At 70.2% G+C, this 24964-nt stretch carries 24 protein-coding genes and 1 pseudogene; 10 read left to right on the forward strand and 15 right to left on the reverse strand.

Features of this window, described 5'->3' with window-relative positions:
* Positions 1–320 precede the first annotated feature (320 nt).
* On the forward strand, positions 321–1394 hold the full coding sequence (locus JR064_RS19680) for an XdhC family protein (protein ID WP_206230843.1): 1074 nt from the start codon (positions 321–323) through the stop codon (positions 1392–1394).
* Positions 1391–1996 (forward strand): nucleotidyltransferase family protein, encoded by a 606-nt coding sequence (locus JR064_RS19685; RefSeq protein ID WP_206230844.1) that lies wholly within the window; start codon positions 1391–1393, stop codon positions 1994–1996. The genes JR064_RS19680 and JR064_RS19685 overlap by 4 nt, the downstream gene beginning before the upstream one ends.
* Positions 1997–2160: 164 nt before the next feature.
* On the opposite strand, the gene JR064_RS19690 is transcribed toward JR064_RS19685, so the two are convergent.
* The 7 genes and pseudogenes from JR064_RS19690 to JR064_RS19720 form a co-directional block, all read right to left on the reverse strand.
* A complete protein-coding gene (locus tag JR064_RS19690; protein ID WP_206230845.1) occupies positions 2161–4356 on the reverse strand; it encodes a xanthine dehydrogenase family protein molybdopterin-binding subunit in 2196 nt (731 codons plus the stop codon).
* A 22-nt stretch (positions 4357–4378) separates the two neighbouring features.
* Complete coding sequence (locus JR064_RS19695; protein ID WP_179566000.1) at positions 4379–5380, reverse strand: FAD binding domain-containing protein; 1002 nt, start codon at positions 5378–5380, stop codon at positions 4379–4381.
* Positions 5367–6200, reverse strand: a complete 834-nt coding sequence (locus JR064_RS19700) for a 2Fe-2S iron-sulfur cluster-binding protein (protein WP_206230846.1) — start codon at positions 6198–6200, stop codon at positions 5367–5369. Before JR064_RS19700 ends, JR064_RS19695 begins: the two co-directional genes overlap by 14 nt.
* 340 nt (positions 6201–6540) lie before the next feature.
* Complete coding sequence (locus tag JR064_RS19705; RefSeq protein ID WP_206230847.1) at positions 6541–8931, reverse strand: TonB-dependent receptor; 2391 nt, start codon at positions 8929–8931, stop codon at positions 6541–6543.
* Between the two features lie 458 nt (positions 8932–9389).
* A pseudogene (locus tag JR064_RS19710) lies at positions 9390–9746 on the reverse strand (VOC family protein); the annotation flags it as partial.
* A gap of 36 nt (positions 9747–9782) precedes the next feature.
* Entirely contained in the window at positions 9783–10526 is a 744-nt protein-coding gene (locus tag JR064_RS19715) for an SDR family NAD(P)-dependent oxidoreductase (protein WP_191825648.1), read from the reverse strand.
* Positions 10514–10951 carry a DoxX family protein gene (locus JR064_RS19720; protein ID WP_206230848.1) on the reverse strand — a complete coding sequence of 146 codons (438 nt, stop codon included), beginning with the start codon at positions 10949–10951 and terminating at the stop codon, positions 10514–10516. Before JR064_RS19720 ends, JR064_RS19715 begins: the two co-directional genes overlap by 13 nt.
* A gap of 173 nt (positions 10952–11124) precedes the next feature.
* On the opposite strand from JR064_RS19720, the gene JR064_RS19725 reads away from it, so the two are divergent.
* Positions 11125–11487, forward strand: coding sequence for a winged helix-turn-helix transcriptional regulator (locus JR064_RS19725; RefSeq protein ID WP_206230849.1), 363 nt, complete (start codon positions 11125–11127; stop codon positions 11485–11487).
* A 308-nt stretch (positions 11488–11795) separates the two neighbouring features.
* On the opposite strand, the gene JR064_RS19730 is transcribed toward JR064_RS19725, so the two are convergent.
* Positions 11796–13859 carry a TonB-dependent receptor gene (locus JR064_RS19730; protein ID WP_241093183.1) on the reverse strand — a complete coding sequence of 688 codons (2064 nt, stop codon included), beginning with the start codon at positions 13857–13859 and terminating at the stop codon, positions 11796–11798.
* A 169-nt stretch (positions 13860–14028) separates the two neighbouring features.
* On the opposite strand from JR064_RS19730, the gene JR064_RS19735 reads away from it, so the two are divergent.
* Both JR064_RS19735 and JR064_RS19740 read left to right on the forward strand, forming a co-directional pair.
* The gene (locus tag JR064_RS19735) at positions 14029–14442 is read left to right on the forward strand and encodes a MerC domain-containing protein (protein ID WP_145707752.1); all 414 of its coding nucleotides are present in this window, start codon (positions 14029–14031) and stop codon (positions 14440–14442) included.
* Positions 14443–14552: 110 nt separating this feature from the next.
* Entirely contained in the window at positions 14553–14738 is a 186-nt protein-coding gene (locus tag JR064_RS19740) for a 30S ribosomal protein THX (RefSeq protein WP_003468076.1), read from the forward strand.
* Between the two features lie 175 nt (positions 14739–14913).
* On the opposite strand, the gene JR064_RS19745 is transcribed toward JR064_RS19740, so the two are convergent.
* From JR064_RS19745 to JR064_RS19755, 3 genes are all read right to left on the reverse strand, one after another.
* Positions 14914–16311 carry a chloride channel protein gene (locus JR064_RS19745; RefSeq protein WP_206230851.1) on the reverse strand — a complete coding sequence of 466 codons (1398 nt, stop codon included), beginning with the start codon at positions 16309–16311 and terminating at the stop codon, positions 14914–14916.
* 384 nt (positions 16312–16695) lie between these two features.
* Positions 16696–17220 (reverse strand): methylated-DNA--[protein]-cysteine S-methyltransferase, encoded by a 525-nt coding sequence (locus tag JR064_RS19750; protein ID WP_179565980.1) that lies wholly within the window; start codon positions 17218–17220, stop codon positions 16696–16698.
* Entirely contained in the window at positions 17213–18688 is a 1476-nt protein-coding gene (locus JR064_RS19755; RefSeq protein WP_206230852.1) for a DNA-3-methyladenine glycosylase 2 family protein, read from the reverse strand. The genes JR064_RS19750 and JR064_RS19755 overlap by 8 nt, the downstream gene beginning before the upstream one ends.
* Before the next feature lie 190 nt (positions 18689–18878).
* On the opposite strand from JR064_RS19755, the gene JR064_RS19760 reads away from it, so the two are divergent.
* The 5 genes from JR064_RS19760 (at position 18879) to ubiM (ending at position 22686) form a co-directional block, all read left to right on the forward strand.
* Positions 18879–19961: a COG3904 family protein gene (locus JR064_RS19760; protein ID WP_206230853.1), complete on the forward strand. Its 1083-nt coding sequence runs from the start codon at positions 18879–18881 to the stop codon at positions 19959–19961.
* Positions 19962–20048: 87 nt separating this feature from the next.
* Positions 20049–20309, forward strand: a complete 261-nt coding sequence (locus tag JR064_RS19765) for a hypothetical protein (RefSeq protein ID WP_179565974.1) — start codon at positions 20049–20051, stop codon at positions 20307–20309.
* A 74-nt stretch (positions 20310–20383) separates the two neighbouring features.
* Positions 20384–20938 carry a DUF4019 domain-containing protein gene (locus tag JR064_RS19770; protein ID WP_206230854.1) on the forward strand — a complete coding sequence of 185 codons (555 nt, stop codon included), beginning with the start codon at positions 20384–20386 and terminating at the stop codon, positions 20936–20938.
* Positions 20939–20988: 50 nt separating this feature from the next.
* Positions 20989–21378, forward strand: coding sequence for an MAPEG family protein (locus JR064_RS19775; RefSeq protein WP_218848113.1), 390 nt, complete (start codon positions 20989–20991; stop codon positions 21376–21378).
* 120 nt (positions 21379–21498) lie between these two features.
* Positions 21499–22686, forward strand: a complete 1188-nt coding sequence (gene ubiM, locus JR064_RS19780; RefSeq protein ID WP_191825642.1) for a 5-demethoxyubiquinol-8 5-hydroxylase UbiM — start codon at positions 21499–21501, stop codon at positions 22684–22686.
* A 364-nt stretch (positions 22687–23050) separates the two neighbouring features.
* On the opposite strand, the gene JR064_RS19785 is transcribed toward ubiM, so the two are convergent.
* The 4 genes from JR064_RS19785 to JR064_RS19800 form a co-directional block, all read right to left on the reverse strand.
* Positions 23051–23389 (reverse strand): hypothetical protein, encoded by a 339-nt coding sequence (locus JR064_RS19785; protein ID WP_191825641.1) that lies wholly within the window; start codon positions 23387–23389, stop codon positions 23051–23053.
* Positions 23390–23447: 58 nt separating this feature from the next.
* Positions 23448–23669 (reverse strand): RNA-binding S4 domain-containing protein, encoded by a 222-nt coding sequence (locus tag JR064_RS19790; RefSeq protein ID WP_179565964.1) that lies wholly within the window; start codon positions 23667–23669, stop codon positions 23448–23450.
* A gap of 123 nt (positions 23670–23792) precedes the next feature.
* On the reverse strand, positions 23793–24452 hold the full coding sequence (locus tag JR064_RS19795) for a serine/threonine protein kinase (protein ID WP_206230855.1): 660 nt from the start codon (positions 24450–24452) through the stop codon (positions 23793–23795).
* Between the two features lie 21 nt (positions 24453–24473).
* Positions 24474–24929 carry an RNA polymerase sigma factor gene (locus JR064_RS19800; protein ID WP_206230856.1) on the reverse strand — a complete coding sequence of 152 codons (456 nt, stop codon included), beginning with the start codon at positions 24927–24929 and terminating at the stop codon, positions 24474–24476.
* Positions 24930–24964 lie beyond the last annotated feature (35 nt).

Genomic DNA, 24964 nt, shown 5'->3' on the forward strand with positions numbered 1-24964 from the left:
AAAGGCCGGTTCGGCCCGGTGCGGCGATGCCTGCCAGGGGCAGGGCGGTCAATGCGGCGGCGCCGAGCAGCAGGCGGCGCCTGACAGGATCGGCGATGTCGGTGTGCGTCGTGTGAGCGTCCATTGCAGTTCCCGCGTCGAAAGCAGCGCAGCAGATGATGCGCGGCGCGGCACGATGCCGATTGCATAATCCTGCTGGTTTGCCGCGCTGCGCGGCGAGCCTGCGCGTTCGCGCCGTGACGCGTTCGTCGCCGCCAAGTCACCTCGTCACCACAGACCGCTGCTTAGGCTGTGTTCCAACCCCCAGCCTGTGCCGCCGCATGTCCGCTGCCAGACACTGTTTCCACGATGCCATCGCCGCCTGCCGGCAGCGCACGCCCGCGGTGCTGGCGGTGGCGATGGCCACCGAAGGCTCCACCTACGCGCATGCCGGCGCGGTGGCGCTGTTCGGCGCCGACGGCGCGCAGCAGGGCTGGCTCAGCGGCGGTTGCCTGGAGCCGGAGATCGCGCGGTGCGCGGCGGCCGCGGCGGCCGCGGGCGAACTGGCCTGGATGGACATCGACACGCGCGACGACGAGGACCTGCTGTCCGGTTCGGCGGTGGGCTGCCGTGGCCGCCTGCATCTGGCCTTGCTGCCGTTGCGCGCCCTGCCCGGGTTCGAACGCCTGGCGCAGGCATGGCTGCAGCGGCGCGGTGCGTTGCGCCTGACGCTGGACGCCGACGGCGGCATCGTCGCGGCGGTGGCCGGCGAGACCTTGCAGTGGCGTTTGCGATGCCAGGGATGGGCAGGCGCGGCGGCTTGCGGCGGCCAGGTGCAGGTGCCGCCGCCGCCGCGGGTCAGCGTGTTCGGTGCCGGCCCGGAAACCGCCGTGCTGTTGCCGCTGCTGCGGCAACTGGGCTGGATGACCACGCTGGTGGAACAGCGTCCGCGCTGGGCGGGACAGGCGGCGTTGGCCGACCAGGCCTTGGCGTGCACGCCGACCCGCGCGCTGGACGAATGCGCCGACAGCGACGCGGCACTGGTGATGCACCATCATTTCGAACTGGACCGCGAGGCGCTGGCGGCGCTGGCGGCGAGCGCGATCCCGTTCGTGGGCCTGCTGGGGCCCGCGCGCCGGCGCGAGGACCTGTTCCGGCTGTTGCGCCCGCAGCAGCACGCGCAACTGCTGCCGCGGCTGCATTCGCCGATCGGGCTGCGCCTCGGCGGCAGCGGCGCGGAGGCGATCGCGCTGAGCATCGCCGCGCAATTGCAGGGCACCCGCAGCATGCAGCGAGCCGGCGCCATCCCGGAGCCGAACCGGTGCAGCGTGACCCGCTTGCACGGCGGCGATGTCGCATCGGCCCCGCCCGCGCCGTTGCGCGCCGACAGCGGCGCGCGGGGTGCGGCGCGATGAGCAACGCGCATGCCGCCCTGGTGCTCGCCGCCGGTGCCAGCCGCCGCCTCGGCCACGCCAAGCAGGCGCTGACCCGCGACGGCGAGCCCTTGCTGCGGCGCACGGCGCGGCTGGCGCTGGCATCGTCGCCGGCGCGCTGCGTGGTGGTGCTGGGGGCGCAGGCCGAGACGCTGCGCCCGGCGCTGGACGACCTTTCGGTGGAGATCGTGGTCAATCGCGATTGGTCGACCGGCATGGGCGGAAGCCTGGCCTGCCTGCGCGCGGCGCTGCAGGGAGATGCGTCGATCACCCACAGCCTGGTGCTCGGCTGCGATCAGCCGGCGCTGGAGGCGGCGCACTTGCAGGATCTGCTGGCCGCATCGCGCCGCGCCGCCTCCGGTTGCGCGGTCAGCGCCTACGCCGGCGTGCGCGGCATGCCGGCAGTGGTGGCGCAGGCGTGCTGGCGTGCGTTGCCGTTGGGCGGCGACCAGGGACTGCGTGGCCTGTTCGATGCGATGGCGCCGGACAGCCTCGGCTGCATCGTCGCCCCGGCGCTGGCGCTGGACCTGGACACGCCGCAGGACGTGCAGGCCGCGGTGGAACGCGGCTGGTTGGATCCGTAGGCGCTAGGTTACGCTCGATCGACAGGTGTTGTAGGAGCGGCTTCAGCCGCGACCCGTCTCCATTGGCAAAGCGTCGCGGCTGAAGCCGCTCCTACAGGTGGGTGAGGTGCGCGCGATGGCCTGCCGCCGAACGCGCGCGGTCAATCGGTGGCAGGCATGGCGGCTCAGCCGATCAGCTTGTCCGGGGTGATCGGCAGTTCGCGGATGCGCTTGCCGGTGGCGTGGAACACGGCGTTGGCGATGGCCGCGGGGATGCCGACCATGCCCAGCTCGCCCATGCCCTTGACCCCGAGCGGGTTGACGATGGTGTCGTTCTCCTCGACGAACATGGTCTCGATCAGGTGCACGTCGGCATTGACCGGCACGTGGTAATCGGCCAGCGAGGCGTTGAGCATGCGCCCGTAGCGATGATCGACCTCGGTGCCTTCGCTGAGCGCCATGCCGATGCCCATCACCACGCCGCCGATCTCCTGGCTGTGCGAGGTCAGCGGATTCATGATCTTGCCGCAGGCGGTGGCCTCGATGACCCGGGTCACCTGCACCATGCCGGTGTCCGGATCGACCTTGACCTCGATGAACTGCGCGCCGTGCGCGGCGGTGGCGTACTTCTTGCGCTCGGCCGAGGGCTTGGACTCGTGCACCACGTCCAGTTGCTGCAAACCGTGCTGGCGCATCAGCTTGGCCACGTCCAGGCCGGCATCGGGTTTGCCGATCGGCTGCAGGCGGCCGTCGGCCAGTTCCACCTTGTCCACGTCCAGCCCGGCGAACGCGGCTTGCCCGTCCTGCCTGGCTAGTTCCAGCAGCTTGCCGCGAATCTCGCGTGCGGCGCCGTGGATCGCGCTGCCGACGCTGGCGGTGGTCCACGAGCCGCCCTGCGACGGCGCTTTCGGCAGGCGCGTGTCGCCGAGTTCGAACTGCACGCGCTTGGCGTCCAGCCCCAGGTATTCGGCGGCGATCAGGGTCATCACCGTGTAGGTGCCGGGGCCGATGTCGGCGGTGGCGCTGCCGACCTGCGCGCTGCCATCGGCCTTGAGCACCACCCGCGCCAGCGCCGGCATCTGCATCGCCGCCCAGGTGCCGGTGGCCATGCCCCAGCCGACCAGCAGGCGGCCGTCGCGCATCGAGCGCGGCTCGGGCGTGCGCTTGCTCCAGCCGAAGGTCTCGGCAGCGAGCGAATAGCATTCGCGCAGCGCCTTGCTCGAGAACGGCTTGCCGGTTTCCGGATCGGTGTCGGCGTAGTTGGCCAGGCGCAATTGCAGCGGGTCCATCTTCAGCGCGTAGGCAAGCTCGTCCATCGCACACTCGATGCCGAACATCTGGCTGATGGTGCCGGGCGCGCGCATCGCCTGCGGCGTCGGCAGGTCGGTCTCCACCACCTCGAAGCGGTCCTCGACGTTGGGGCAGGCGTACAGCGAGCGCGCGTTGCGGAAGAAGGCCTCGTTGAACGCCTCGATGCGCGAGGTGTTGAGCACGTGCCGGTAGCGGATCGCCTGCAGCTTGCCGGCGGCGTCGGCGCCCAGCCCCAGTTCCACCCGGTAGTAGGGGCGGTAGCCGTGGCCGCTGAACATCTGTCGCCGCGTGTAGACGATCTTGACCGGGCGGCCGACCGCCTTGGACACCGCGCCGAGCAGAAAGGTGTAGTAGTTCGGGCGCAGGCACGAGCCGAACGCGCCGCCGACGAACAGCGACACCACGTTGACCCGCTCGATCGGAATGCCGAAGTAGCCGGCCAGCTGCTCGCGGTCCTGGTGCACGTTCTGGCTCTTGTTGACCACGGTCAGCGTGTCGCCGATCCAGTAGCCGATGCCGCCATGCGGTTCCATCGGGTTGTGGTGCTCGATCGGCATGGTGTACGCGGCTTCCACCTTGACCTTGGCCGCGGCGAACGCGGCGGCCGGGTTGCCGCGCGGCTTCGGCGATTCCTCCGGGGTCGGATCGTGCGCCTGGCCGAGCAGCGCATCGAAATCGGTGTGCGCGGTTTCGGCGGCGTAGTCCACCTGGATCAGCCGCGACGCATGCCGCGCCTGCTCGAAGGTGCTGGCGACCACCACCGCGATCGGTTGCGCGCTGAAATGGATGCGGTCGTCGACCAGCGCGCGGAACGACAGGTCTTCGCCTTTCTTCTTCACCTCGTCGGACACCGGCTTGACCGAATTCAGATGGGTCAGCACCTTGATCACTCCCGGCGCGGCCTCGGCGGCGCGGGTGTCGATGCGCACGATGCGGCCCTTGGCGATGGTGCTGGTGAGGATGTAGCCGTGGGCCAGGTGCGGGATCTGGAATTCCGCCGCATAGCGCGCCTTGCCGGTGACCTTGGCGTAGCCGTCGACGCGGCGCATTTCCTTGCCGATGTAGTTCATTGCGGGTTCTCCGGTTCGGTGCTCACGCGGCGTCGCTGCCGCTGGCGCGGTGCAGGGCGCGGATCATCGCGTGCGTGCCCATCGGCACCTTGTAGGCGTTGTGCGCCAGCGGGCGCGCGGCGGCCATCTCCGCCTGCGCGGCGGCGGCGAAGGCGGCTTCGCCGACGCGCTGCCCGACCAGCGCGCGTTCGGCGGCGTGCGCGCGCCATGGCTTGTGCGCCACCCCGCCCATCGCGATGCGCGCCTCGCGGATGCGCCCGTCCGGCTCCAGCGCCAGCGCCGCGGCCACCGAGATCAGTGCGAACGCGTAGCTAGCGCGGTCGCGTACCTTCAGGTAGTGGCTGTGCGCGGCGAAGCGCTGCGCGGGCAGGGTGATCGACTCGATCAACTCGCCGTGCGCCAGCTGGTTGTCCAGGTCGGCGCGGGCGTCGGGCAGCAGGTGGAAGTCGGCGAAGGGAATCTCGCGGCGGGTGCCGGCCGGCGTGCGCACCTGCACCGTCGCCTCCAGCGCGGCCAGGGCCACGCACATGTCCGACGGATGCACCGCCACGCAGTGTTCGCTGTGGCCGAAGATCGCATGGGTGCGGTTGAGCCCCTCGCGCGCGCCGCAGCCGCTGCCGGGAGTGCGCTTGTTGCAGGGCAGGGCGGTGTCGTAGAAATACCCGCAGCGGGTGCGCTGCAGCAGGTTGCCGCCGTTGGTCGCCATGTTGCGCAACTGCATCGTCGCCCCGGCCAGGATCGCCTGGCTCAGCAGCGGATAGCGCTGGCGCACCAGCGGGTGGTTGGCGGTGTGGGTGTTGTTGGCCAGCGCGCCCAGGCGCAGGCCGCCGTCGGCGGTTTCGGCGATCTCGGCCAGGCCCTTGAGCCGGGTCAGGTCGACGATCTCGTCGGCGCCGGTCACCCCTTCCTTCATCAGGTCGAGCAGGTTGGTGCCGCCGCCGAGGAAGCGCGCGTTCGGATTGGCGGCGACGCGGCGCACCGCGTCTTCGGCGGAGCTGGCGCGCCGGTAGTCAAACGGCGTCATCGGCCACCTCCTTCGCCAGCTTCAGCGCGGTCAGCTGGGACTGGTCGACGTAGCGCCAGGTCAGCGGGCGCGGCGCGCCGCCGCTGTGCACGTCCTGGATCGCGGCGACGATCTTCGGATAGGCGCCGCAGCGGCAGATGTTGCCGCTCATGCGTTCGCGCACCTCGGCGTCGCTGAGTTCGGTGACCGGCTGGCTGACGTCGGCGCTGACATGGCTGGCGTCGCCGCGCGTGATCTCATTGAGCAGCGCCACCGCCGAGCAGATCTGCCCGGGCGTGCAGTAGCCGCACTGGAAACCGTCGTGCTGCACGAACGCGGCCTGCATCGGATGCAGCCGTTCGCCGTCGGCCAGGCCTTCGATGGTGGTGATCTGCGCGTCCTCGGCCTGCGCGGCCAGGGTCAGGCAGGACAGGCGCCGCTCGCCGTCGACGATCACCGTGCAGGCGCCGCACTGGCCGTGGTCGCAGCCTTTCTTGGTGCCGGTCAGCGCCAGGTGTTCGCGCAGCGCGTCCAGCAGCGTGGTGCGCGGGTCCAGCTGCAGGGCGTGGCGCTGGCCGTTGACCTGCAGCACCACCGGCATCGCGTTCTGCGGCGTGGCCGCACTGGGGGCCGGCGCGGCGAAGGCGGCGTCGCTGAAGACGATCTGCCCGCCCGCGCTGCTGAGGCCGGCGGCCGACAGCAGGGCGAGGAATTCGCGCCGCGACAGGCCGCTGATCCCGAGCCGGCGCGCGAGCGCGGCCTCGTCGTCGCTCAGCCCGGCATCGTGCGTGGGGTCGGCGGCGCCGGGCGCGGCCTGGGAAGGGTGGGGATCGTGCTGCATCGGTCTCTCCTGCCTGGGGGACCGCCGCATCGCTGCGTTGGCGCAGCAACGGATCGGCGGTTCGACCTGGGTAGCGGTGCCGCCATCGCGGCACCGGCGCACGGGCGCGCTGAGACGCCCATGCCCGAGCATTGCAGCGGCGTCGCGAAGAGATTGCGAAGGGAGGGTGGTGGGGTGGTGATGTCGCCGGGATTCGGGGCTTCGCAAGGGTGCAGCGTTTTGCGTTCCTGTAGGAGCGGCTTCAGTCGCGACAGGCGCTACGGATAGCGCCTGTCGCGGCTGAAGCCGCTCCTACGACAGCGTGCCGATCGTAAATTTCGGCGGTGGCAATGCGCAAGCGCTACCAGCGATACGCCACCGACACCTGGTACTGGCGGCCGGCGATCGGGCGGCCCATGAACACGCCGCCGGTGGCCGCGCCGGGCACGCGCACGTTGCCTTCGGTCAGGCCCAGCTCGTCGGTCACGTTGCTGCCGCTGGCGGTGACTTCCCAGTGCTCGCCGGCATGCAGGCTGGCGCCGACGTCGAGCATGTCGTAGGACGGCAGGCGCTGGCTGTTGGCCAGGTCGGCGTAGCGCTCGCCGATGTAGGAGTAGGTGGCGAACACGCGCAGGTCGCCGAACGGCAGCATCCAGTAGTAGCTCGGGGTCAGCCTAAACTGGCGCTTGGGCTGGCGCATCACCTGGTTGCCGGTGTACTCGCGGTAGTTGCGGTACTTGGCGTCCAGCCATACCCCGGTGCCGGCCAGTTCGAAGCCGCCGAACGGACGGATCGCGCCTTCCACCTCCAGGCCGTAGGCGCGCGAATCGCCGACCGTGGTGAAGTTGCTGCCATTGGCCAGGAAGGCCTGGAACGGCGAGTTCTTGAAGGTGTTGTAGAACGCGGTCAGGTACAGGTCGTAGGCGGCCGCACCGGACTTCAATCCCAGTTCGTACTGGTCGATGTCCTGCACCTTGGTCTGTCCGTCGCGCAGGTTGTCGAAGCCGGGGAACTTGACCCCGGAATTGACCCGCGCGAACAGGCTGTTGTGGTCGTCGAGCTTGAAGTTCAGGCCGGCGGTCCACGACAGCGCATTGTCGTCCTGGTCGATGCGGCGCGCGCTCGGCAGCGAGACCGAGGTGGCGTTGTCGTACAGCGTGGCCGGGTTGCCGTCCAGGTCCACCGTGGCGGTGTCGTGCACGGTACCGGTGACGCGCTGGCGCTCGTAGCGCACGCCCAGGTCCAGGCGCAGGCGTTCGTCCAGTTCCCATTCGTCGGCGACGAACACCGCGGTGTTCTCGCCGTCGTAGTGCGCGCGCAGGGCGAAGAAGGCGGTGCTGGTGAAGCCGTCGCGGGTCAGCTGGCGGCCGTCGTCCAGGCTGACGTCGATGCGCCGCGCGTGGTTCTGCGCGGTCAGCAGCATGGTGTTGCCCAGGTACCAGGTGTCGTTGGATGAGTATTTGGCGTAGTAGCTGCCGATGGTGAGCGTGTTGCCGGCGAACAGCTCGCGGCTCAGGCGCAGGTCGTTGGTGAAGGAGTTCAGGCGCTTGTCCACCGACCACCAGCCGGCTTCCAGCACCTGCTGGTCGGGATCGACCGCGCCGCCGCCGTTGGTATAGCTGGCGCTGCCGGTGCTGCCGTAGCCGGCGATGACGTCGCCCAGGCGCTGTGGCGCATCGCCGGTGAACAACGCATAGGTCGGCGCGGTGCCGCCCATGACGCTGAAACGGTCGGCGAGGGTCCAATCGCCGAGTTGCCAGTTCAGTTCGCCGCCGAACACGTCGATGTTGACCCCGCGGCCATCGGCCAGGTCGCGCTGCACGGTCTCGCCATTCGGGCCGACCGGCAGGCTGACATTGCGGAAGTCGTTACTGAGCAGGGTGCCGGTCTGCGCGTTGAGCCCGGGGAAGCTGGACAGGTCGCTGCCGTTGTTGCGCGACAGCAGCGGGATCGCGGTGTAGAAGGCGTTGTTGTCGTCGGTGTGGCGCGCGTAGAAGGTCAGGTCGCCGCTGTCCCAGCGCTTGCTCAGGGTGGCGCTGAACTGGCCGCCCTTGTCGGCGGAGAACTGCGGGTCGCGCACGCCGTCGGTCTCGCGGAAGAAACCGCCGATGCTGTAGTACCAGCCGTTGCCCATCGGCCCGCTGTTGAACAGGTCGATGCGGCGCAGATTGTCGCTGCCGCCGGTGAGGCGCACGCTGCCCGCCGGCTCGTCCTGGCCCTGCTTCTGGATGAAGTTGGCGGTGATGCCGGCCTGGCCGTTGGAGAAGATCGGGCTGGAGCCGCCGCGCAGCACTTCCAGGCGCTCGACGGTGTCGTCGGTGCGGAACAGGGTGGAATTTTCCAGGAACGACAGCGTCGGCGGCGGGAACAGCGGCGAGCCGTCGAGCTGGAAGGTGACGAACGGCGCATCGCCTTCTGACGGCATGCCGCGCACGAAGATGTTGGCGCCGGTGCCGCCACCGCTGGGCTCGGCCCACACGCCGGGCACGATCTTCAGCAGGTCGGCGCTGCTCTGCGGCACCGCCTGCTGGATTTGTTCGGGCGTGGCGGTGGTGATCGAGAAGCTGGCGTCGCGCTTGCGTAGGCCCTTGAAGCGCGCGGTGCCGCTGACCACCACGGTATCCAGGGTGGTGGCGTCGGACTGCGTTGTGGGCGCGGCGGGCGCAGTGGCGGTCTGCGCCAACGCCGTTGGTGCAAGCAGGGTGACGGCGATGGACAGCGGCAGCAGGCGCAGGGGCATGGCAGGTTTCATGAAGAATCTCTCCTTTCTTCATTCGCAACGGTGCGCCGGTGCGCATGGCGGCCCGCGCGCGCAGCGCAGGTCAACGCGGGATCGGCCGGCACAGCGCGACGCAGGGGGCATCGCGCGGGACTCTTTGTAACGCCGTTGCGCGGCCAGGCCATTGTGCAGCGCGGTAGAGGCAGCGTTTGCGTGACAGGCTGCGCAGGCCGATCGCCGCCGCCGGGCGTCGCGTGCGAGGCGCTGCGCAGGCGCTGCCGCGCCGATCGCTTCGTCGCAGCGCTGCAGCGTCTCCTGCTGCGAATGGCCGGTGGACCGGCGCGCGCCTTGTCGCCAATACCTGGCACCATCGATACGCAGAGCGGACACGACAGCGGGCCGTTCGTTTTCGGCAGTGCCACAGCGGCGATGCGACGCTTTGCCCCTGTGCCGGTCGCATCCTCCTGGTTGGAGAGGATCGCTGCGCCCGATCACTCCTGGATGAGATCGAACGTGTTGCCTTCCGGGTCGGCCAGAGTCGTGAAGCGGATCTGCGGCAGTTCGTATTTCTGTACTACGCTCGCACCGAGCGCGGACAGGCGCTCGGTCTCCTTGTCCAGGTCCGGCGTCCTGAAATCCGGATGCACCCTGTTGCGCCCCGTTGTCGCCCGTTCGGTTTTGAAGAACTGCAAAGGGAGGAGGTGCGGTGGCGTGTCCAGGGTGACGAGCACGCCGTGATCGGTGCCGATCGCGACGCCCAGGGCTTGCGACCACCACGCTGCCAGTGCCTGCGGGTCGATCGTGTCGATGGTGAGTGCATGCGTTTTCATGGGCGTTTTCCTTGTTGAAGGGCACGCGGCGCAGCGGTGCGGCGCCGCAGCGTCTCAGCGGGCGCTGTCGATGATGAGTCCGCCGTCGGGGGTCAGGCTGGATCCCGTGATGAACTGTGAATCCGCTGTCGCGAGGAACAGCACGACAGGGGCGATATCCGGCTCCGGTTGCCCGAAGCGGCCCAACGCATTGGTCGGCGGCGGCACGTCGTGTTCCGGACCCCAGGTCTCGGCCACGGGCAGGACGTTGTTCACGGTGATCCGGTCGGCGCCCCATTCGCGCGCAGCGGTGCGGGTCAGGGCGCGGACCGCCTCCTTCGCCATGTTATAGGGCGTATAGCCAGCCAAGCCGACCACGCCGGCCGATGAGCCGAAATTGATGACGCGGCCTTCGCCGCTGGCCTTCAGATACGGATAGGCGGCCTGCATGGTGCGCAGATAGGCGATCGGCCCCGTGTCGAAATTGCGCTGCAACTGCTCCGCCGACAGTTCGATGACGGAAGAGAACGGCGCCGACGGATCGAAGGCGTTGTTGACGAGGATGTCGAGCCCGCCGAACGCTTCCACGGCCCTGTTCACCGCCGCCTTGATCTGTTGCGCGTCGCTGATGTCGGCGGCGATACCGATCGCGGTGCCGCCGGCGGCCTCGATCTCGGCCACGACGGCGTCGACAGTGGCCGCGGTGCGCGACAGCACGGCCACCTTGGCGCCTTCGGCCGCCAACAGCCTGGCGGTGGCGCGGCCGATCCCGCGCGTGGCGCCGGTGACGAGCGCGATCTTTCCATTCAGTCGTGCCATTTCGTTGCTCCGTTCAGTGGGGGTGTTGTGTGGTGGATCGCAGCGGTCGCGGCATAGGGCGAGGGCACCTCGCGCGCGGCGTTCTGCGTGGTGAAGGACGCGGCCAGCAGGGCCAGGCCGACGACGGCCGGCAGCGCGCCTTTCGGCTTGCGCACGCCAAGGTGCGCAGACCCGGACAGCAGCAGGTGGAAGAAGATGCCGGCATAGGCCAGGTCGCTCAGCGGCACGCTGAAACGCGACAGGATCGCGAGCGGCGCGAGCAGCTTCACCACGATCATGAGCGGCACGAGGTAGGCGGCAGGATAATGCAGCTCGGCAAGGATCCGCCGGACCCACGCTGCTTTGCTCGCGTATACAAATGCGGAGCTCAGATAGAGCAGCGACAATAGCGCCGTGCTGATCCAATAGATAATGATCGGGGTCATGGTTGTTTCCGGTCGCCTCGCGCCTGGGCAAGGCCTTTTGTCGATTTTCGTTTCGCTCGTTCGCTCGTTCGCTCGTTTGCGCTGCGGCAAAGAGCATGTATAAGAATTTACGCGCTTGATGAATCCGCACAAGTAGGATGAATTATCGACACCAAGTATGGAAAAGCAGACCAATGAAATCGAAAGGTGATTTCACCATGCAGGATGAGATGCGCCGTGCGTTCTCCATGCTCTCGGGCAAATGGAAGCTCGAGATCATGTGGCTGCTCAATCAGCGGGTGTATCGCTTCGGCGAATTGCGCAAGTCGATCCCGGGCATCACCCAGCACATGCTGACGTCGCAGTTGCGCGAGCTGGAACTGGACGGCCTGATCTCACGCACCGTCTATGCGGAGGTTCCGCCGCGCGTGGAGTACGCGATGACCGACAAGGCGCGAGGCCTTGGTCCCACGATGCAGGCGCTCACCGCCTGGTGGAATGAGCATGGAAAGACGGTGCCGACCAAGGCGAACGCGCGGGGCCGAAAACCGAAATGACCGAGGCCGCTTCCTTGGCCCGCATCGCATCTGGCACGGGAGCCCGCGCACCCCGGCTTTGGCGGCCGGAATGGTTCCGGTGCGGCCTGTGCATATGCGCGACGACAGCGGATCCGGGCGTCGGATAATCAATCCGGGAGCGCGCGCGATCGCGCGCCGAAGCGCTGGCTGTGCGCCGCTTTCGTTTTCCGAACGGACCTGCTGCGCGCGGCGCCTTTTGGGAGCGCTGCCCCATCATGGCGGGGACACAAAAAAAGAGGCCGCCCTGAGGCGGCCTCGCTTCCGGCGCGGGCGGGAGGGGAGCCGCGTCAGAAGAACAGGCGCACGCCGAACGAGGCATTGCGGCCCGGCAGCATCACGTCGTCCTTCAGGAACGAGGTGTGCACGCGCGCGTCCTGGTCGGTCAGGTTGTTGCCGTCCAGGAACACTTCCCACGCGGTGGCGCCGGCATCGACGTGGTAGGCCAGGTGCGCATCGACCAGCGTGTAGCCGTCGGTCGGGGTCTCGTTGACCGCCACCTTGTCCTGCTTCTGGTAGCGTGTCGCACCGAGCGACGCGCGCCAGTTGCTCGCGTCCCAGCGCAGCTGCGCGCCGTAGCGTGCCGGGGCGATGCGCGGCAGGTTGCCGCCGTCCTTCAGCCGCGCGCGCACGGTGTCGCCGAACACGCGCAGGTCCCAGGCGCCGCTGTCGTTGTCGGCCAGGTGGAAGGTGGCCTCGCCCTCGAAGCCATGGAAGATCGCGTCGGCCTGGGTCCACTGGCGGATCGGCAGGAAGTCGTTGTCTTCCTCATGGAACCATTGCGCGCCGGTATCGACGATGTAGATGAAATCGTCGTAGCGGTTGTAGTACGCCGCCACCTTGGCATCCACCCAGGTGTTCTTGAAGTTCAGTCCCAGCTCGGCCTGGTTGGCCTTCTCCGGCTTGAGGTCGGCGTCGCCGATCTCGTAGGCGAGGGTGGCGATGTGCGGGCCGTCGGCGAACAGTTCCTCCTCGGCCGGCGCGCGCTCGGCGTGATCCAGGTTGGCGGTCAGGCGCCATTGCTCGTTGAAGCGGAAGCCGCCGCTGAGCGAGAAGCTCTTCGGGGTGAAGTCGCGGTCCACGCCGGTGTCGGTCTCGTACTTGACCTTGTCCACGCGCGCGCCGACTTCGGCGGTGACGCGGTCCCAGTTGTTGCGGGCCACGGCGAACACGCCGATGGCGCGGGTGTCGGTCTTCGGCACGAACGCCTCTTCGCCGATCGCCTGGAAGGTGGAATCGCTGCCCTGCACGCCGAACGCGGTCTGCCAGCCGCCGCCGACGGTGAAGGAGGCTTCGACGCGGCCTTCGTTGGCGCGCTTGTCGAACACCGTGCCCACTTCCTCGCCTTCGAACTCGGTGTGGGTGTAGGCGGTGTGGCCGAAGCTGTAGCGCAGCGCGCTGCCGTCGCCCCACGGATCGGTCAGCCCGCCCTTGAGCTCGTAGCGGTCCTGGTGCATGCGCAGCGACACGCCGCGCTCGCCGGCGGCCAGGTCGCCGGGTTCGCCCGGGTTGCCGTAGTTGTCGCGGAAGCGCGAGGCCGACACGCCGACGAAGCCCCAGTCGCCGGCCAGCGAGGCGCCGATCGAGCCGGTCTTGGTGTCCAGGAAGGAATTGGCCTGGCGGCCCTGCGGGGTGTCGTAGTCCTTCTGGTTGCGGTACACGCCGTCGGCATGGATCGACAGGCCGCTGCCGTTGCCGGCATCGACCCGGAACATGTCGGTGTTGCCGTCCTTGTCGCCGCCGTCGAAGCGCACTTCGGCGCGGCCGTGCACGCCGTCCACCGGGGTCTCGGCGATGCGCCCGTCGACCACGTTGACCACGCCGCCGATCGCGCCGGAGCCGTACAGCAGCGTGGACGGTCCCTTCAGCACTTCGATCTGGTCGGCCAGGAACGATTCCACGGCCGGCGAGTGGTCCTGGCTGACGGTGGACACGTCCTGGGTGGACAGGCCGTCGCTGAGCACCGCCACGCGCGGGCCGTCCAGGCCGCGGATGATCGGCCGGCCCACGCCGGGGCCGAAGTTGGAACTCTGCACGCCGGGCAGGCTGGCCACGGTCTCGCCGACGCTGGCGCCGCGGTTCTCGTCCAGGCGCTCGCCGGCCAGCACCTCCACCGGCTGGCTCAGGTCGCCGGCGGCGTCGCGCAGCGGGCTGGCGGTGACCACCACCGCGTCCATGTCCTTCACGTGGCGGTCCTGCTTGCGGCCCTCGGCATGGCGGCTGTCGCTGGCCGGCGGCGTGGCGGCGTCCGCGGCGGACGCATCGGCGGCCAGGGCCAGGGCGGGACTGAGCAGGCCGCCCAGCGCCAGGAACAGGGCGGTGCGACGGAGCGAGCGGGAGCGGGAGGAGGACATAGGCATACCGAATGGGAGGGAAAAAAGGCGCCGCCAGGCGAGCGCGGGCGCTCGCGTGCGCCGCGCGGAGGCGACGGCAGGCATGGCATGGGGGGCGTGGCGACCCCCTGGTCGCCGGCCGGGTAATGTTATATTATTCTATAACGCAATCACCACTGTGCTGGAAGTCATGTCGCCCACCTCCGATCTGCGCGCACTGCTCGACCGCCTCGGCGCCACCGGTTCGCTGCTGTGCGCGGTGCATTGCGCGCTGCTGCCGCTGGCATTGGCCGTATTGCCCTCGCTGGGCCTGTCGGTGTGGCTGGGCGATGGCGTGGAACGCACGCTGGTGCTGTTCGTGACCTGCCTGGGCCTGTTCAGCCTGGTGCTCGGCTACCGCCGGCATCGCGCCTGGCAGGCGCTGGGCCTGCTGCTGCTGGGTCTGCTGTCGTTGTGGGCGGGCATGCTGGTGCCGGCGCTGCACCATGCGGTGGCGCCGCACGCGGCGATCATGACCTTCGGCGGCACCCTGGTCGGGCTCGCGCACCTGCTCAACCTGCGCCTGAACCACGGCCACGTGCACGACGCCAGCTGCGCCCACTGAGCGCACGTGATAGGCTTGCCGCCCTTGCGCGAGGGCGCTGACCGCGTTGGCCTCGCCAAACCCGTGCACCGCGCGGGGATTTTCGCACACACATTCAGGAGTCGATGAGCATGGGTAAGGGTGACCGCAAGACCGCCAAGGGCAAGCGCTACAACGCCAGCTATGGCAATTCGCGCTCGCACAGCGTGAGCAAGGTGGCCGTGGGCGCCGCGTCGCCGGTCGCCAAGAAGTCGGTGGTCAAGGCCCCGGCGGCGAAGAAGGCCGTGGCCAAGAAGACGGTCGCCAAGGCCGGCTGAGCCTCGGCTCCAGCAGTACGGAAGAACGCGGCGCTTGCGCCGCGTTTTTTTTGCCTCGAAAAAACGCGGCAGGGTGCAGCTTAAGCCCCTCTCCCCCCGGCGACCGAAGGAAGTCCCCGTGGGAGAGAGGGGTTGGGGTGAGGGGCCGGCGCGAAGCGACTCGCGGAGTCGGCGCTCAGCGCGGCGGATCGTCCTCGCCGCTGTCGCCGGCCAGGTCGGTGGTCAGCGGCGTCGGCTCGGGTTCGGGCTCGGCGACGCTCGGCACCGCCAGCAGGTGTTCGGCCAGGCCGCGATAGATCGGCGTGCGGCACACCAGCGCCGAGGCGCCGCGCGCGATCAGCACCGTGGCCAGGATCGGCAGCAGCATGTCGCTGCTGTCGGTCAGTTCCAGCGAGATCACCGCCGAGGTCAATGGCGCCTGGGTGACGCCGGTCAGATAGGCGCACATGCCGAGCAGCACGAAGGTGCGCGGATCCACGTCCGGCATCAGCACCGCCAGGTTGTGGCCGACGCCGGCACCGACCGCCAGCGCCGGCGAGAACAGGCCGCCGGGAATGCCGGCCACGTACGACACCAGGTTCGCCAGCAGCTTCATCAGCCCGAACTCGTGGCCGACGCTGGCGTGGCCCTGCACCAGGCTGCGCGCCTGCTCGTAGCCGGTGCCGAACGCGCCGTTGCCGAAGATCAGGCCCAGCGCGACCAGGGCCAGGCCGCAGGCCGCGGCCAGCAGTACCGGATGGCGGGCGCGCAGCGCGCCCAGCCAGCGCGGCTTGCCGGCGACGGTGGCCAGCACCATGCGGCTGAACGCGCCGCCGAGCAGGCCAGCGACCACCCCGCACAGCACGATCGCCAGCCACGCCCGGCCCAGCGGCAGCGCCGCCGACACCTTGCCGAAGTAGGTGTAGTTGCCGAGCAGGCCCAGCGAGATCACGCCGCCGACGATCACCGCGGTCAGCAAGGTGCCGGAGAAACGGTGTTCGAAGCGGCCGCTCAGTTCCTCGATCGCGAACACCACCCCGGCCAGCGGCGTGTTGAACGCCGCGGCGATGCCGGCGGCGCCGCCGGCGAGCAGGAAATGCGAGGCCTGGCGCGGATCGCGGAAGCCGAACCAGCGCCCGAGCACGTACATCAGGCTGGCGCCGACGTGCACGGTCGGGCCTTCGCGCCCGACCGAGGCGCCGCCCAGCAAGGCCAGCGTGGTCAGCAGCAGCTTGCCGGCGGACACGCGCAGCGACAGGTTGGTCTGCCGGAAGGCGTCGTCGGGCCGTTCCAGCGCGGCGATCACCTGCGGGATGCCGCTGCCACGGGTGGGGCGCAACACGCCGTTGGTCAGCCAGGCGAGCAGCGCGAACACGCTCGGCGTGAGCAGCAGCGCCCACCACGGCGAGTGCGCGATGATGCGCTGGAACAGGTGGAAGGCCGCGTCGCTGGCCTTGGCGAACACGATCGCGACCAGCGCCACCGCGACCGCGCCGCCCCACAGCACCGCGCGCTGTTTCCAGCTCTCGTGCGAAAGCAAAGGGCGTAGGCGATGGCGCATGCGCGGCGGCGGCACGGGATCGGGCGACTGCATGCGCGGATTGTCGCATGCGCGCCATCGCGTGGGCCTGTCGCCTCGTCCACACATTCATGCCCGGCGCAGTGTGGCGTTGCGCGCTTGGGCACGTTATTCCGTCGAACGCGGGCGGTGACGACGCGGTCTGTGCCGTCGGCAACGTGGCGTGGGAGTGACTCGGCAAGGGTTGCGAAGCGCTGCGGACGCAGCAGCCCCTCTCCCATCGGGAGAGGGGTTGGGGTGAGGGTCCGGCGGCACGGGCGATCCGATACGCCAGAATTTCCAGGCTTCGCCCGTACCCTCATCCGCCCCTTCGGGGCACCTTCTCCCACAGGGAGAAGGGAGCGATCGTCCTGCACCGCGGTGCGCTCAGTTGTTTTCGGGGGACAGCCGCGCCGTGGTTCAGTCGAACAACGACGCCGGTGCGCCGTCCGCCTCGACGGCGCCACGCCGCTCCAACGCCAGCAGCGCGGCCTTGGTCGGCAGGCCGCCGCCGAAGCCGGTCAGGGTGCCGTTGGCGCCGATCACCCGGTGGCAGGGCAGCACGATCGGCAGCGGATTGCGGCCGTTGGCGGCGCCGACCGCGCGCACCGCACGTGGCTGCTCGATATGCCGCGCCAGCTGCGCGTAGCTCCAGGTCGCGCCGAACGGAATCTGCGCCAGCGCCTGCCACACGCGGCACTGGAAGGCGGTGCCGCGCGGCGCCAGCGGCAGGTCGAAGCGGCTGCGTTCGCCGGCGAAATACGCCAGCAACTGCTCGCGCGCTGCGCGCACCGGCGCCGCGTCGCGGATCCAGTCGGCACGGCCGCGCGCGTCGTAGCGGTTCTCCGGGAACAGGATGTGGCGCACGCCGTCGTCGCCGACGGCCACGGTCAGCTCGCCGATCGGGGTGGCGAAGGCGTCGTAGTACAGGCGTTGCTCAATCATCGGGAGTCTCCTCGGGTGGATCGCCGGCCAGATGCCACAGGTGCAGCACGGCATAGGCGCGCCATGGCCGCCAGGCCTGCGCGCGGGCGTCGGTGGCGCGTTCGCTCAGGCGCGCGCCGTCGGCGCCGAGCATGCGTTGCAGGACCAGGTCGCCGGCCGGGAACGCATCGGGCTGACCGAGCGCACGCAGCGCGATGTAGTGCGCGGTCCAGGCGCCGATGCCGGGCAGGGCGGTGGCGCGTTCGACGAAGTCGGACAGGCGCTGACCGGCGCGGAACGGCAGGCGTCCGTCCACCACCGCCGCGGCCAGCGCGCGGATCGTGGCGGCGCGCGAGCGCGGCAGGCCGATCGCCTCCAGCGGCGCGTCCAGCAGGTCCTGCGGCGCCGGGAACGCGCGGTCCAGGCCGGACGGCTGGCCGGGCCGCTGCGCGCCGTGGCGCTCGACCAGGCGCGCGGCCAGGGTCGCCGCGCCGGCCACGCTGACCTGCTGGCCGAGCACCGCGCGCACCGCCACTTCGAAGCCGTCCCAGCCGCCGGGCACGCGCAGTCCCGGGCGCCGCGCGATCGCGCGCGCCAGCAGCGGCTCGGTGCCGAGCGTGGCGTGCACGGCGCGCAGGTCGGCATCCAGATCGAAGATGCGGCGTACCCGCCGCACGATGTCGGGAATCGCGCGCGGATCGGCCGCGGCGATCTGCAGGCGCAATTCGTGGCGCTGCGGATCGGCCTCGACGCGGATCCTGGTGGAGGCGTCGAGCGGGCCCAGCACGCGCTCGTAGCTGGCCTCGCCGATGCGCTCGATGCCGGGGATCGCGCGCTTGCGCAGGAACGCCAGCATGGCCGCGAAATCCAGCGGCGGGCGGTAGCCCAGGCGCAGCAGCAGGTCGCCGCCGGGCACCTCGGCGCGCTGTTTGCGGATCGCCGACGGCGGCATGCCGCAGCCCTCCAGGAACGCGGTGTTGAAGCGCCTCAGGCTGTTGAAACCGGCTGCCAGCGCCACCTGGGTGATCGGCAGCGCGGTCTCGGTCAGCAATTGCTTGGCCAGCAGCAGGCGCCGCGTCGCATGCACCGCGGCCGGGGTGGCGCCGAGCTGGGCGACGAACACGCGCTGCAACTGGCGCGCGCTGAGCCCGACGTCGGCGGCGAGCCGTTCGACGCTGGCGTCCTGCAGCGCGCCCTCGGCGATCAGCGCCAGCGCACGCTGCACCGATTCCTCGCCCAGGTGCTGTTGCGCTTCCGGCGACAGCTCCGGCCGGCAGCGCAGGCACGGACGGTAGCCGGCGGCGGCCGCGGCGGCGGCGCTGGGGTAGTAGCGCACGTTGCTGCGCTTGGGCGGCGGTGCCGGGCACACCGGCCGGCAGTAGATGCCGGTGCTGCGCACGGCGGTGAAGAACACCCCGTCGAAGCGCGCATCGCGGGACTGGCGGGCGCGGTCGTACAGGTCGTGATCGTCGGGCGTGGTGTGCGGCATGCGGCCAGTCTAGTCCGCGCCGGCGCGCCGGACTCGCCGTTTTCGGACATGGATGCATCGGCCCCGGCATGGGTGCATGCGGATGCCGCTGTGGGGGATGCCTGCGGTTTAGGCGCAGTTGGGAACCGAATGCGTATCGGCACTAGACTAGCGACGCGCACCTTCGAAAGCGCCGTCTCTTCCTTCGCGGATGTCCTGCTTGCCTCTTCCGTCAAAAACCTGGTGGCTGTCGTTGTGCTGCGTCGCCCTGTTGTCGTGTCAGCAGGGCGCGCCATCCGCCGGCAGGACCGTGGCCGACAGCCCGCCCGGCGACGGCGAGCACATGGTGTCGGTCGGCACGCCGCCGCCGGCGCCCGCGCCGCGGCCTGCGACCACGCCCAAGCCCGATCCCGACGTCTGGGACCAGGCGGCGCTGGAGAACGGCGAGGCCTTCGTCAGTTGCGACACCGACTATGCGGCCGAGGCCGGCGACGGCGAGGCGTTGGCCGGGCTGGACCGGCCGACGATCGAGGCGGCGCTGGCGCCCTGCCGCGAGCGCGGCCTGCTGCGGGTGCGCTACGAAGGCAAGATCAACGCCGGCTTCGCCGAGATGGTGCGGCGCCTGGCCGAGGTCGCCGCGCACGCCGGCATCGGCAAGCGCGTGCTGGACCTGGATTCCAGCGGCGGCCAGGTCGAGGCCGCGATCCGCGCCGGCGATGCGATCGGCGAGTCCGGCTGGACCATCTGGGTGCGCGAAGGCTCGATCTGCCACAGCGCCTGCGTGTTCGTGCTCGCCGCCGGCGACAACCGGCTGATCTCCGGCAAGGTCGGCATCCACCGCATGATGCGGATCAGTTCCACAGCGACTTCGCGCGCCGAGCTCAATCGCGAACTGCAGGAGGTCTACGGCAACGTCAAGGACTACCTGGAGCGCAACGGCGTGGCGGTGGCGGTGGCCGACCTGATGATGACCGTGCCCAATCGCAGCCTGCGCCTGCTCAGCAGCGACGAACTCAAGCAGTACGGGCTGGACGGGACCAACGCGGTGCAGGACGACCTGGAGCGGATCAAGCAGCTGCGCAAGTGCGGCGACGATTTCGTGCGGCGCAAGGACGCGTTCCTGATCGCCTTCGACCACGAGTGCAAGGCCAAGGGCGTGGACCTGGAGACGCTGACCGCCTGCGGCCAGGCGCTGAAGCAGCGCTTCGGCTTCCCCGACCAGGCCTGCCCGGCGGAGAGCCCGCTGTCGGAAATCGACGTGGCCACGCTGCCGCTGGCCTCGCCCGGGGCCTGAACGCCGGTTGCGCGCTGCGCCCGGTGTTCACGCGCCAGGCACCGCGGCGGCGCTAGCGTCCGCGTCATCCACTTCGGGAGCAGGCGCATGGCGATCGGAACCAGGCTGATGGTGCGGCTCTATCTGCCGCCGGCATTGCTGGTGCTGGGTGGTTTTGTGGCCGCCGAACTGCTGCTGCACTTCGCCAGCGGCGCGCATGCGCAGATCCTGGCGCGCATCGCCTCGCTGCTGAGCCTGGCCGGCCTGCTGGGCGGCACCGCCTGGGCCCTGGGCGTCAGCTGGCATGCCTGGCACCGGCAGCGCTATGCGGTGCCGGTGACCGCAACCGCGCCGGGCGAGGAGCCATGAGCGTCGCTGCGCAGGCGCGCGTGGCCGGCGTAGACTGCGGCCCCCGCCGTCACCGCGCTGCCTGAGCGATGCCCATGCCGTTGTCACTTCGCCTGTTCCCCGCGTTGCTGGGCGCTGCCGTGTTCGCTGCGGCGGCGCAGACCGCACCGACGCAGAGCGTCCCCGCGCAGTCCGCGCCGGCCGAGCCAGCGGCGCCCAAGCCCGCCGCCGCGAAACCCGCCGCGGCCAAGCGTGCCGATCCTGCCGCGCCGGGACCGCTGTCCAAGCAGGATGCGCAGATGGCGCAGGCCGGCCTGCGCGCCGCGCAGCTGGTCGACGCCGGACGCAGCGGCGAGCTGTGGGATGGCGCATCCGCGGTGGCCAAGAAGGCCGTCGCGCGCGATGTGTTCGTGCGCCAGGTCGATGCCAGCCGCGCACGGCTCGGCGCGCTGCTCGGCCGCGGCGTGGCCAGCGTGGCGCGGGTGCAGTACGCGGCCGGTTCGCAGGTGCCGCCGGGGGTCTACGTCAACATCAGCTTCCCCAGCCGGTTCGCCAACGCGCCGCAGCCGGTGCGCGAGCTGGTCTCGCTGCGCCTGGATGAGGACAAGACCTGGCGCCTGGTCGGCTACCACGTCGGTCCGCCGAACTGACGCGCACGCGCGCGTCGCTCCTTAGTTTTTCGCAACCGACCGAGGTGTCGATGAGTATCGAAATCCGCATGCTGGCCTGGGCGATCCTGCTCGGGATCGTGCAACTGCTGCTGGCCGCCGCGTTCGTCACCGCGCAGCGCGGCCTGAAGTGGAATGCCGGCGCGCGCGACGCGACGCTGCCGCCGCCCGGCGGCGTCGCCGGGCGCCTGGACCGCGCGCTGCGCAACTTCCTGGAGACCTTCCCGTTCTTCGCCGCCGCGGCGCTGGCGGTGGTGGCGATGGGCAAGGGCAGTGCGCATACCGCGCTGGCGGCGCAACTGTATTTCTGGGCACGGCTGGCCTATGTGCCGTTGTACGCGGCGGGCGTGCCCTATCTGCGCAGCCTGGTGTGGGTGGTGTCGCTGTGGTCGATCCTGCAACTGGTGTGGGCGCTGGTCTGAGGCTGCGCGCATCGCGTTCGAAGCGCGACGCTGCGACCGTTTGCCGCAGCGCTGATCCAGATCAATGCCGCGCGCCGCGGCGGGTTTATGCTGGCTGCGTCTTGGACAGGAAGCGCAGCGATGCATGTGGATATCGCCATTGTCGGTGCCGGCCCCGCGGGCCTGTGTTTCGCCCGGTCGCTGGCCGGTAGCGGCCTGTCGCTGGCGCTGATCGAGCCGCAGCCGCGCGCGGCCCTGGCCGAGGCCGCCTTCGATGGCCGCGAGATCGCGCTGACCCACGCCTCGCGCAGCTTGCTCGAGCAACTGGACCTGTGGTCGCGGATCGATCCGGACGCGATCGCGCCGCTGCGCGATGCGCGGGTGATGAACGGCTCCTCGCCATTCGCGCTGACCTTCGCCGCCAGCCAGGACCGCCGCGGCGACCTGGGCTGGCTGGTGCCCAACCACCTGATCCGCCGCGCCGCGTTCGCCGCGGTGCAGGCGCAGCCGGGCCTGACCTTGCTCGACGGCGTCTCGGTGCAGGCGCTGCGCAGCGACGACAGCCAGGCGCAGCTGCGCCTGTCCAATGGCCAGGCGCTGACCGCGCGCCTGGTGGTGGCGGCCGACAGCCGTTTCTCGACGACCCGGCGCATGCTCGGCATCGGCGCGCAGATGCGCGATTTCGGCCGCAGCATGCTGGTATGCCGGGTGCGTCACGAGCGCCCGCACCACCACACCGCGTGGGAGTGGTTCGGCTACGGCCAGACCCTGGCGCTGCTGCCGCTGCACGGCAACCAGGCCTCGGCGGTGCTGACCCTGCCGCCGGATCGCGCGCAGGCGCTGCTGGACATGGACGAAGCCGCGCTGGGTGCGGAGATCAGCGCCCGCTTCGAGCATCGGCTCGGCGCGATGACGCCGATCGTGCGGCCGCAGGTGTATCCGCTGGTCGCGGTGTACGCGCGACGTTTCGTCGGCAAGCGCTACGCGCTGATCGGCGATGCCGCGGTGGGCATGCATCCGGTGACCGCGCACGGCTTCAATTTCGGCCTGCAGAGCCAGGCGCGGCTGGCGCGCGCGCTGCATGCGGCCGCGGCGCAGGGCCGCGACATCGCCGCGCCGGCCCTGTTGGCCGGCTACGAACGCGGCCACCGCCTGGCCACGCGCCCGCTGTACGAAGCGACCAATGCGATCGCCGCGCTGTACACCGACGACCGCCTGCCGGCGCGCGCGCTGCGCAACGCGGCCTTGCGCGTGGCCGACCGGGTGGCGCCGTTCAAGCGCGCGATCGCCGCGCACCTGACCCAGCGCGCGGCGGTGGGTGCGCGCTGAGGCGCGGACCCGCGTGGGATGTTGGGAGGCATATCCGTTGCTCGGCGAGCCACAGCGACAGCCGAGCCGCCAGGCCAGCGCCACCGCAACGCTTCTTGCGCCTGCCTACATGCACCCTGTAGGAGCGGCTTCAGCCGCGACAGGGTGTCACCAGGAAAGTTCCGGTCGCGGCTGAAGCCGCTCCTACAAAAGGCGGTGGTGGCATGGCGGATTGATCGGCACGCGGATGCCGGCTGTCCTATTCGTTCGGCGAAGTAATTGTGGGAGCGACTTCAGTCGCGACGGGCTCTACCGGTAACGCCCGTCGCGACTGAAGTCGCTCCCACAAAAAATATCGTTGCCTGGGACCGATGCAGGAAAGCGCCTAGCGCTGCGGCGTGTCGCCGAGACGCCGTTCGTCAGCCCTGGCGATGAGTTGGGCGAGGGCGCCTTGCACATCGCCCGAGCGCTGCGCCGCTTCGATCGGCGCGATGGCCCAGGCGCAGTCGGCGTGGCGCAGGTGCAGGCGCCAGTCGCCGGCCCAGGCATCCAGCTCGTCCAGCCCCAGGAAGATCGCGCCGCCACGGTCGGCATGCCCGCCATGGATGGACTGCGCCAGGCACAGCGGCCGCGCTGCGGCCGGATCGACCAGCACTTCGTACACGTCGTGCAGCGGATCGTCCGCAGACGGCGCGATGTTGCGCATGCCGATGCTGATCAGCATGGCGCTGCTGCCGCGTCGTGCCACCGGGCAAGCGACGCGCAAGGCGCGCCGTCCATGCTCATGCCTTGCCGATCACCCGGATCTGCACGTCGTCCAGCGCCACCACCTGGCCCGCGCGGATCTTGCAGGCCTTGCGCACTTCCACTTCGCCGTCCACGCGCACCTGGCCTTCGCTGATCACGGTCTTGGCCGCGCCGCCGCTGTCGCACACGCCGGTCAGTTTCAGCAGGTGCTTGAGTTCGACGTAGTCGCTTTCTAATTGGAGATCGATGGTCTGCATTGGGGGACGCTGTTCGGAAATCGGCGCCCATTGTCGGTCATTCGCGGACGAAACGCTCGGACTTCGCGCCGCGCACGCCGCGCTGGACATCTGCGCGTGTACCGCGACGCAGTGGCTGCGCCCTCAGTCGTGCCGAAAACGCTCCACCTCGTCGAGCAGACCGCTGGCCTTGCGCAGGCTCGCTCCGCCCAGGCTGTCGTCGACGATGCGCCGCAGCCGCGGCCGCCCGGGATGGCGCGAACAGCGATAGAGCCATGCGCTGCCCGCAAGACCCGCCACCCCGACGCCGAGCCCGATCCACACCACGGCCTGCGCCCGCGCCAGCAGGTCGATGCCGGCGAGCGCGGCCAGCACCATCAGCACCGGCACCCACAGCAGCCACCACGACAGCCCGCAGACCAAGCCGCTGCCGACGTACCAGCGCCGGGTGCGCGCGATCCGGCGCTGGATCTCCAGCACCGGTGCGCTGTAGTCGATCTGCAGCAGCCGGCCCAGGACGATGCCGGCCAGCGCCACGGTGGCCACGCCATAGGCATGCACCACCACGCCGGCGGCGATCAGGTACGCCGGCAGCGCACCGCCGCGGCTCCACAGCAGGCCGGCCAGGGCGATGCAGCACAGGCCGAACGGCAGCTGCAGGAGCTGGCCCCACAGCAGCGGGCGCAGGCTGCGCTGCACGCGCTGCAGGTTGTGCTGCAGCAGCAGCTGCGCTTGCAGGCGGTCGTGGCGTTGCAGGCGCTGGTCCAGCGCGTGCCAGGCTTGTTTCAGTTCGTCGGGGTGCATGGGGCGGGTCCTGTGGAAGAGTCAGAGTTCGTCGCGGAGGCGTTGCTTGAGGCGGCCGATCTTGGTGGAGACGTTGCTTTCGCCGATGCCCAGGATCTCGGCGATCTCGCGCTGCGGGCGGTCGTCCAGGTACAGCAGCGCCAGCGCCCGCTCCAGCGCCGGCAACTGCGCGATGAAGCGGTACAGGGCCTGCACCTGGCGTTCGCGCTCCGGGTCGGCGGCGTGCGGGTCGGCGATGTCCAGGTCCTGCAGCGGCAGGGTCTGCCGGTGCGCGCGGCTGCGCCCGCGCAGGTCGCCGATCGCCACGTTCAGCGCGATCCGGTACAGCCAGGTGGAGAACGGCCGCTGCCGGTCGTAGCGGGGGAAGGCCCGCGAGGCCTGCGCGGCGATCTCCTGGATCAGGTCGGCACGGTCGTCCGGATCCCGGCAATAGCTGCCGGCCACTTTCGCGGCAATGCCGCGGTGCGCCTGGAACAGCGTGGCGAAGTCGGCTGGGGGCGGGGCGGCGGGGG

It is taken from the genome of Xanthomonas bonasiae, from assembly GCF_017163705.1.
Lineage (GTDB): Bacteria > Pseudomonadota > Gammaproteobacteria > Xanthomonadales > Xanthomonadaceae > Xanthomonas_A > Xanthomonas_A bonasiae.

What these genes read in the sequence shown, in the direction of transcription:
- JR064_RS19705 (WP_206230847.1), bottom strand. Translation starts at nt 8,931, where the DNA reads ATGAAACCTGCCATGCCCCTGCGCCTGCTGCCGCTGTCCATCGCCGTC.
- JR064_RS19795 (WP_206230855.1), bottom strand. Translation starts at nt 24,452, where the DNA reads ATGCACCCCGACGAACTGAAACAAGCCTGGCACGCGCTGGACCAGCGC.
- JR064_RS19765 (WP_179565974.1), top strand. Translation starts at nt 20,049, where the DNA reads ATGGCGATCGGAACCAGGCTGATGGTGCGGCTCTATCTGCCGCCGGCA.
- JR064_RS19740 (WP_003468076.1), top strand. Translation starts at nt 14,553, where the DNA reads ATGGGTAAGGGTGACCGCAAGACCGCCAAGGGCAAGCGCTACAACGCC.
- JR064_RS19750 (WP_179565980.1), bottom strand. Translation starts at nt 17,220, where the DNA reads ATGATTGAGCAACGCCTGTACTACGACGCCTTCGCCACCCCGATCGGC.
- JR064_RS19725 (WP_206230849.1), top strand. Translation starts at nt 11,125, where the DNA reads ATGAAATCGAAAGGTGATTTCACCATGCAGGATGAGATGCGCCGTGCG.
- JR064_RS19685 (WP_206230844.1), top strand. Translation starts at nt 1,391, where the DNA reads ATGAGCAACGCGCATGCCGCCCTGGTGCTCGCCGCCGGTGCCAGCCGC.
- JR064_RS19715 (WP_191825648.1), bottom strand. Translation starts at nt 10,526, where the DNA reads ATGGCACGACTGAATGGAAAGATCGCGCTCGTCACCGGCGCCACGCGC.
- ubiM (WP_191825642.1), top strand. Translation starts at nt 21,499, where the DNA reads ATGCATGTGGATATCGCCATTGTCGGTGCCGGCCCCGCGGGCCTGTGT.
- JR064_RS19680 (WP_206230843.1), top strand. Translation starts at nt 321, where the DNA reads ATGTCCGCTGCCAGACACTGTTTCCACGATGCCATCGCCGCCTGCCGG.
- JR064_RS19785 (WP_191825641.1), bottom strand. Translation starts at nt 23,389, where the DNA reads ATGCTGATCAGCATCGGCATGCGCAACATCGCGCCGTCTGCGGACGAT.
- JR064_RS19735 (WP_145707752.1), top strand. Translation starts at nt 14,029, where the DNA reads ATGTCGCCCACCTCCGATCTGCGCGCACTGCTCGACCGCCTCGGCGCC.
- JR064_RS19790 (WP_179565964.1), bottom strand. Translation starts at nt 23,669, where the DNA reads ATGCAGACCATCGATCTCCAATTAGAAAGCGACTACGTCGAACTCAAG.
- JR064_RS19730 (WP_241093183.1), bottom strand. Translation starts at nt 13,859, where the DNA reads ATGTCCTCCTCCCGCTCCCGCTCGCTCCGTCGCACCGCCCTGTTCCTG.
- JR064_RS19695 (WP_179566000.1), bottom strand. Translation starts at nt 5,380, where the DNA reads ATGACGCCGTTTGACTACCGGCGCGCCAGCTCCGCCGAAGACGCGGTG.
- JR064_RS19775 (WP_218848113.1), top strand. Translation starts at nt 20,989, where the DNA reads ATGAGTATCGAAATCCGCATGCTGGCCTGGGCGATCCTGCTCGGGATC.
- JR064_RS19700 (WP_206230846.1), bottom strand. Translation starts at nt 6,200, where the DNA reads ATGCAGCACGATCCCCACCCTTCCCAGGCCGCGCCCGGCGCCGCCGAC.
- JR064_RS19770 (WP_206230854.1), top strand. Translation starts at nt 20,384, where the DNA reads ATGCCGTTGTCACTTCGCCTGTTCCCCGCGTTGCTGGGCGCTGCCGTG.
- JR064_RS19690 (WP_206230845.1), bottom strand. Translation starts at nt 4,356, where the DNA reads ATGAACTACATCGGCAAGGAAATGCGCCGCGTCGACGGCTACGCCAAG.
- JR064_RS19755 (WP_206230852.1), bottom strand. Translation starts at nt 18,688, where the DNA reads ATGCCGCACACCACGCCCGACGATCACGACCTGTACGACCGCGCCCGC.
- JR064_RS19720 (WP_206230848.1), bottom strand. Translation starts at nt 10,951, where the DNA reads ATGACCCCGATCATTATCTATTGGATCAGCACGGCGCTATTGTCGCTG.
- JR064_RS19760 (WP_206230853.1), top strand. Translation starts at nt 18,879, where the DNA reads ATGTCCTGCTTGCCTCTTCCGTCAAAAACCTGGTGGCTGTCGTTGTGC.
- JR064_RS19745 (WP_206230851.1), bottom strand. Translation starts at nt 16,311, where the DNA reads ATGCAGTCGCCCGATCCCGTGCCGCCGCCGCGCATGCGCCATCGCCTA.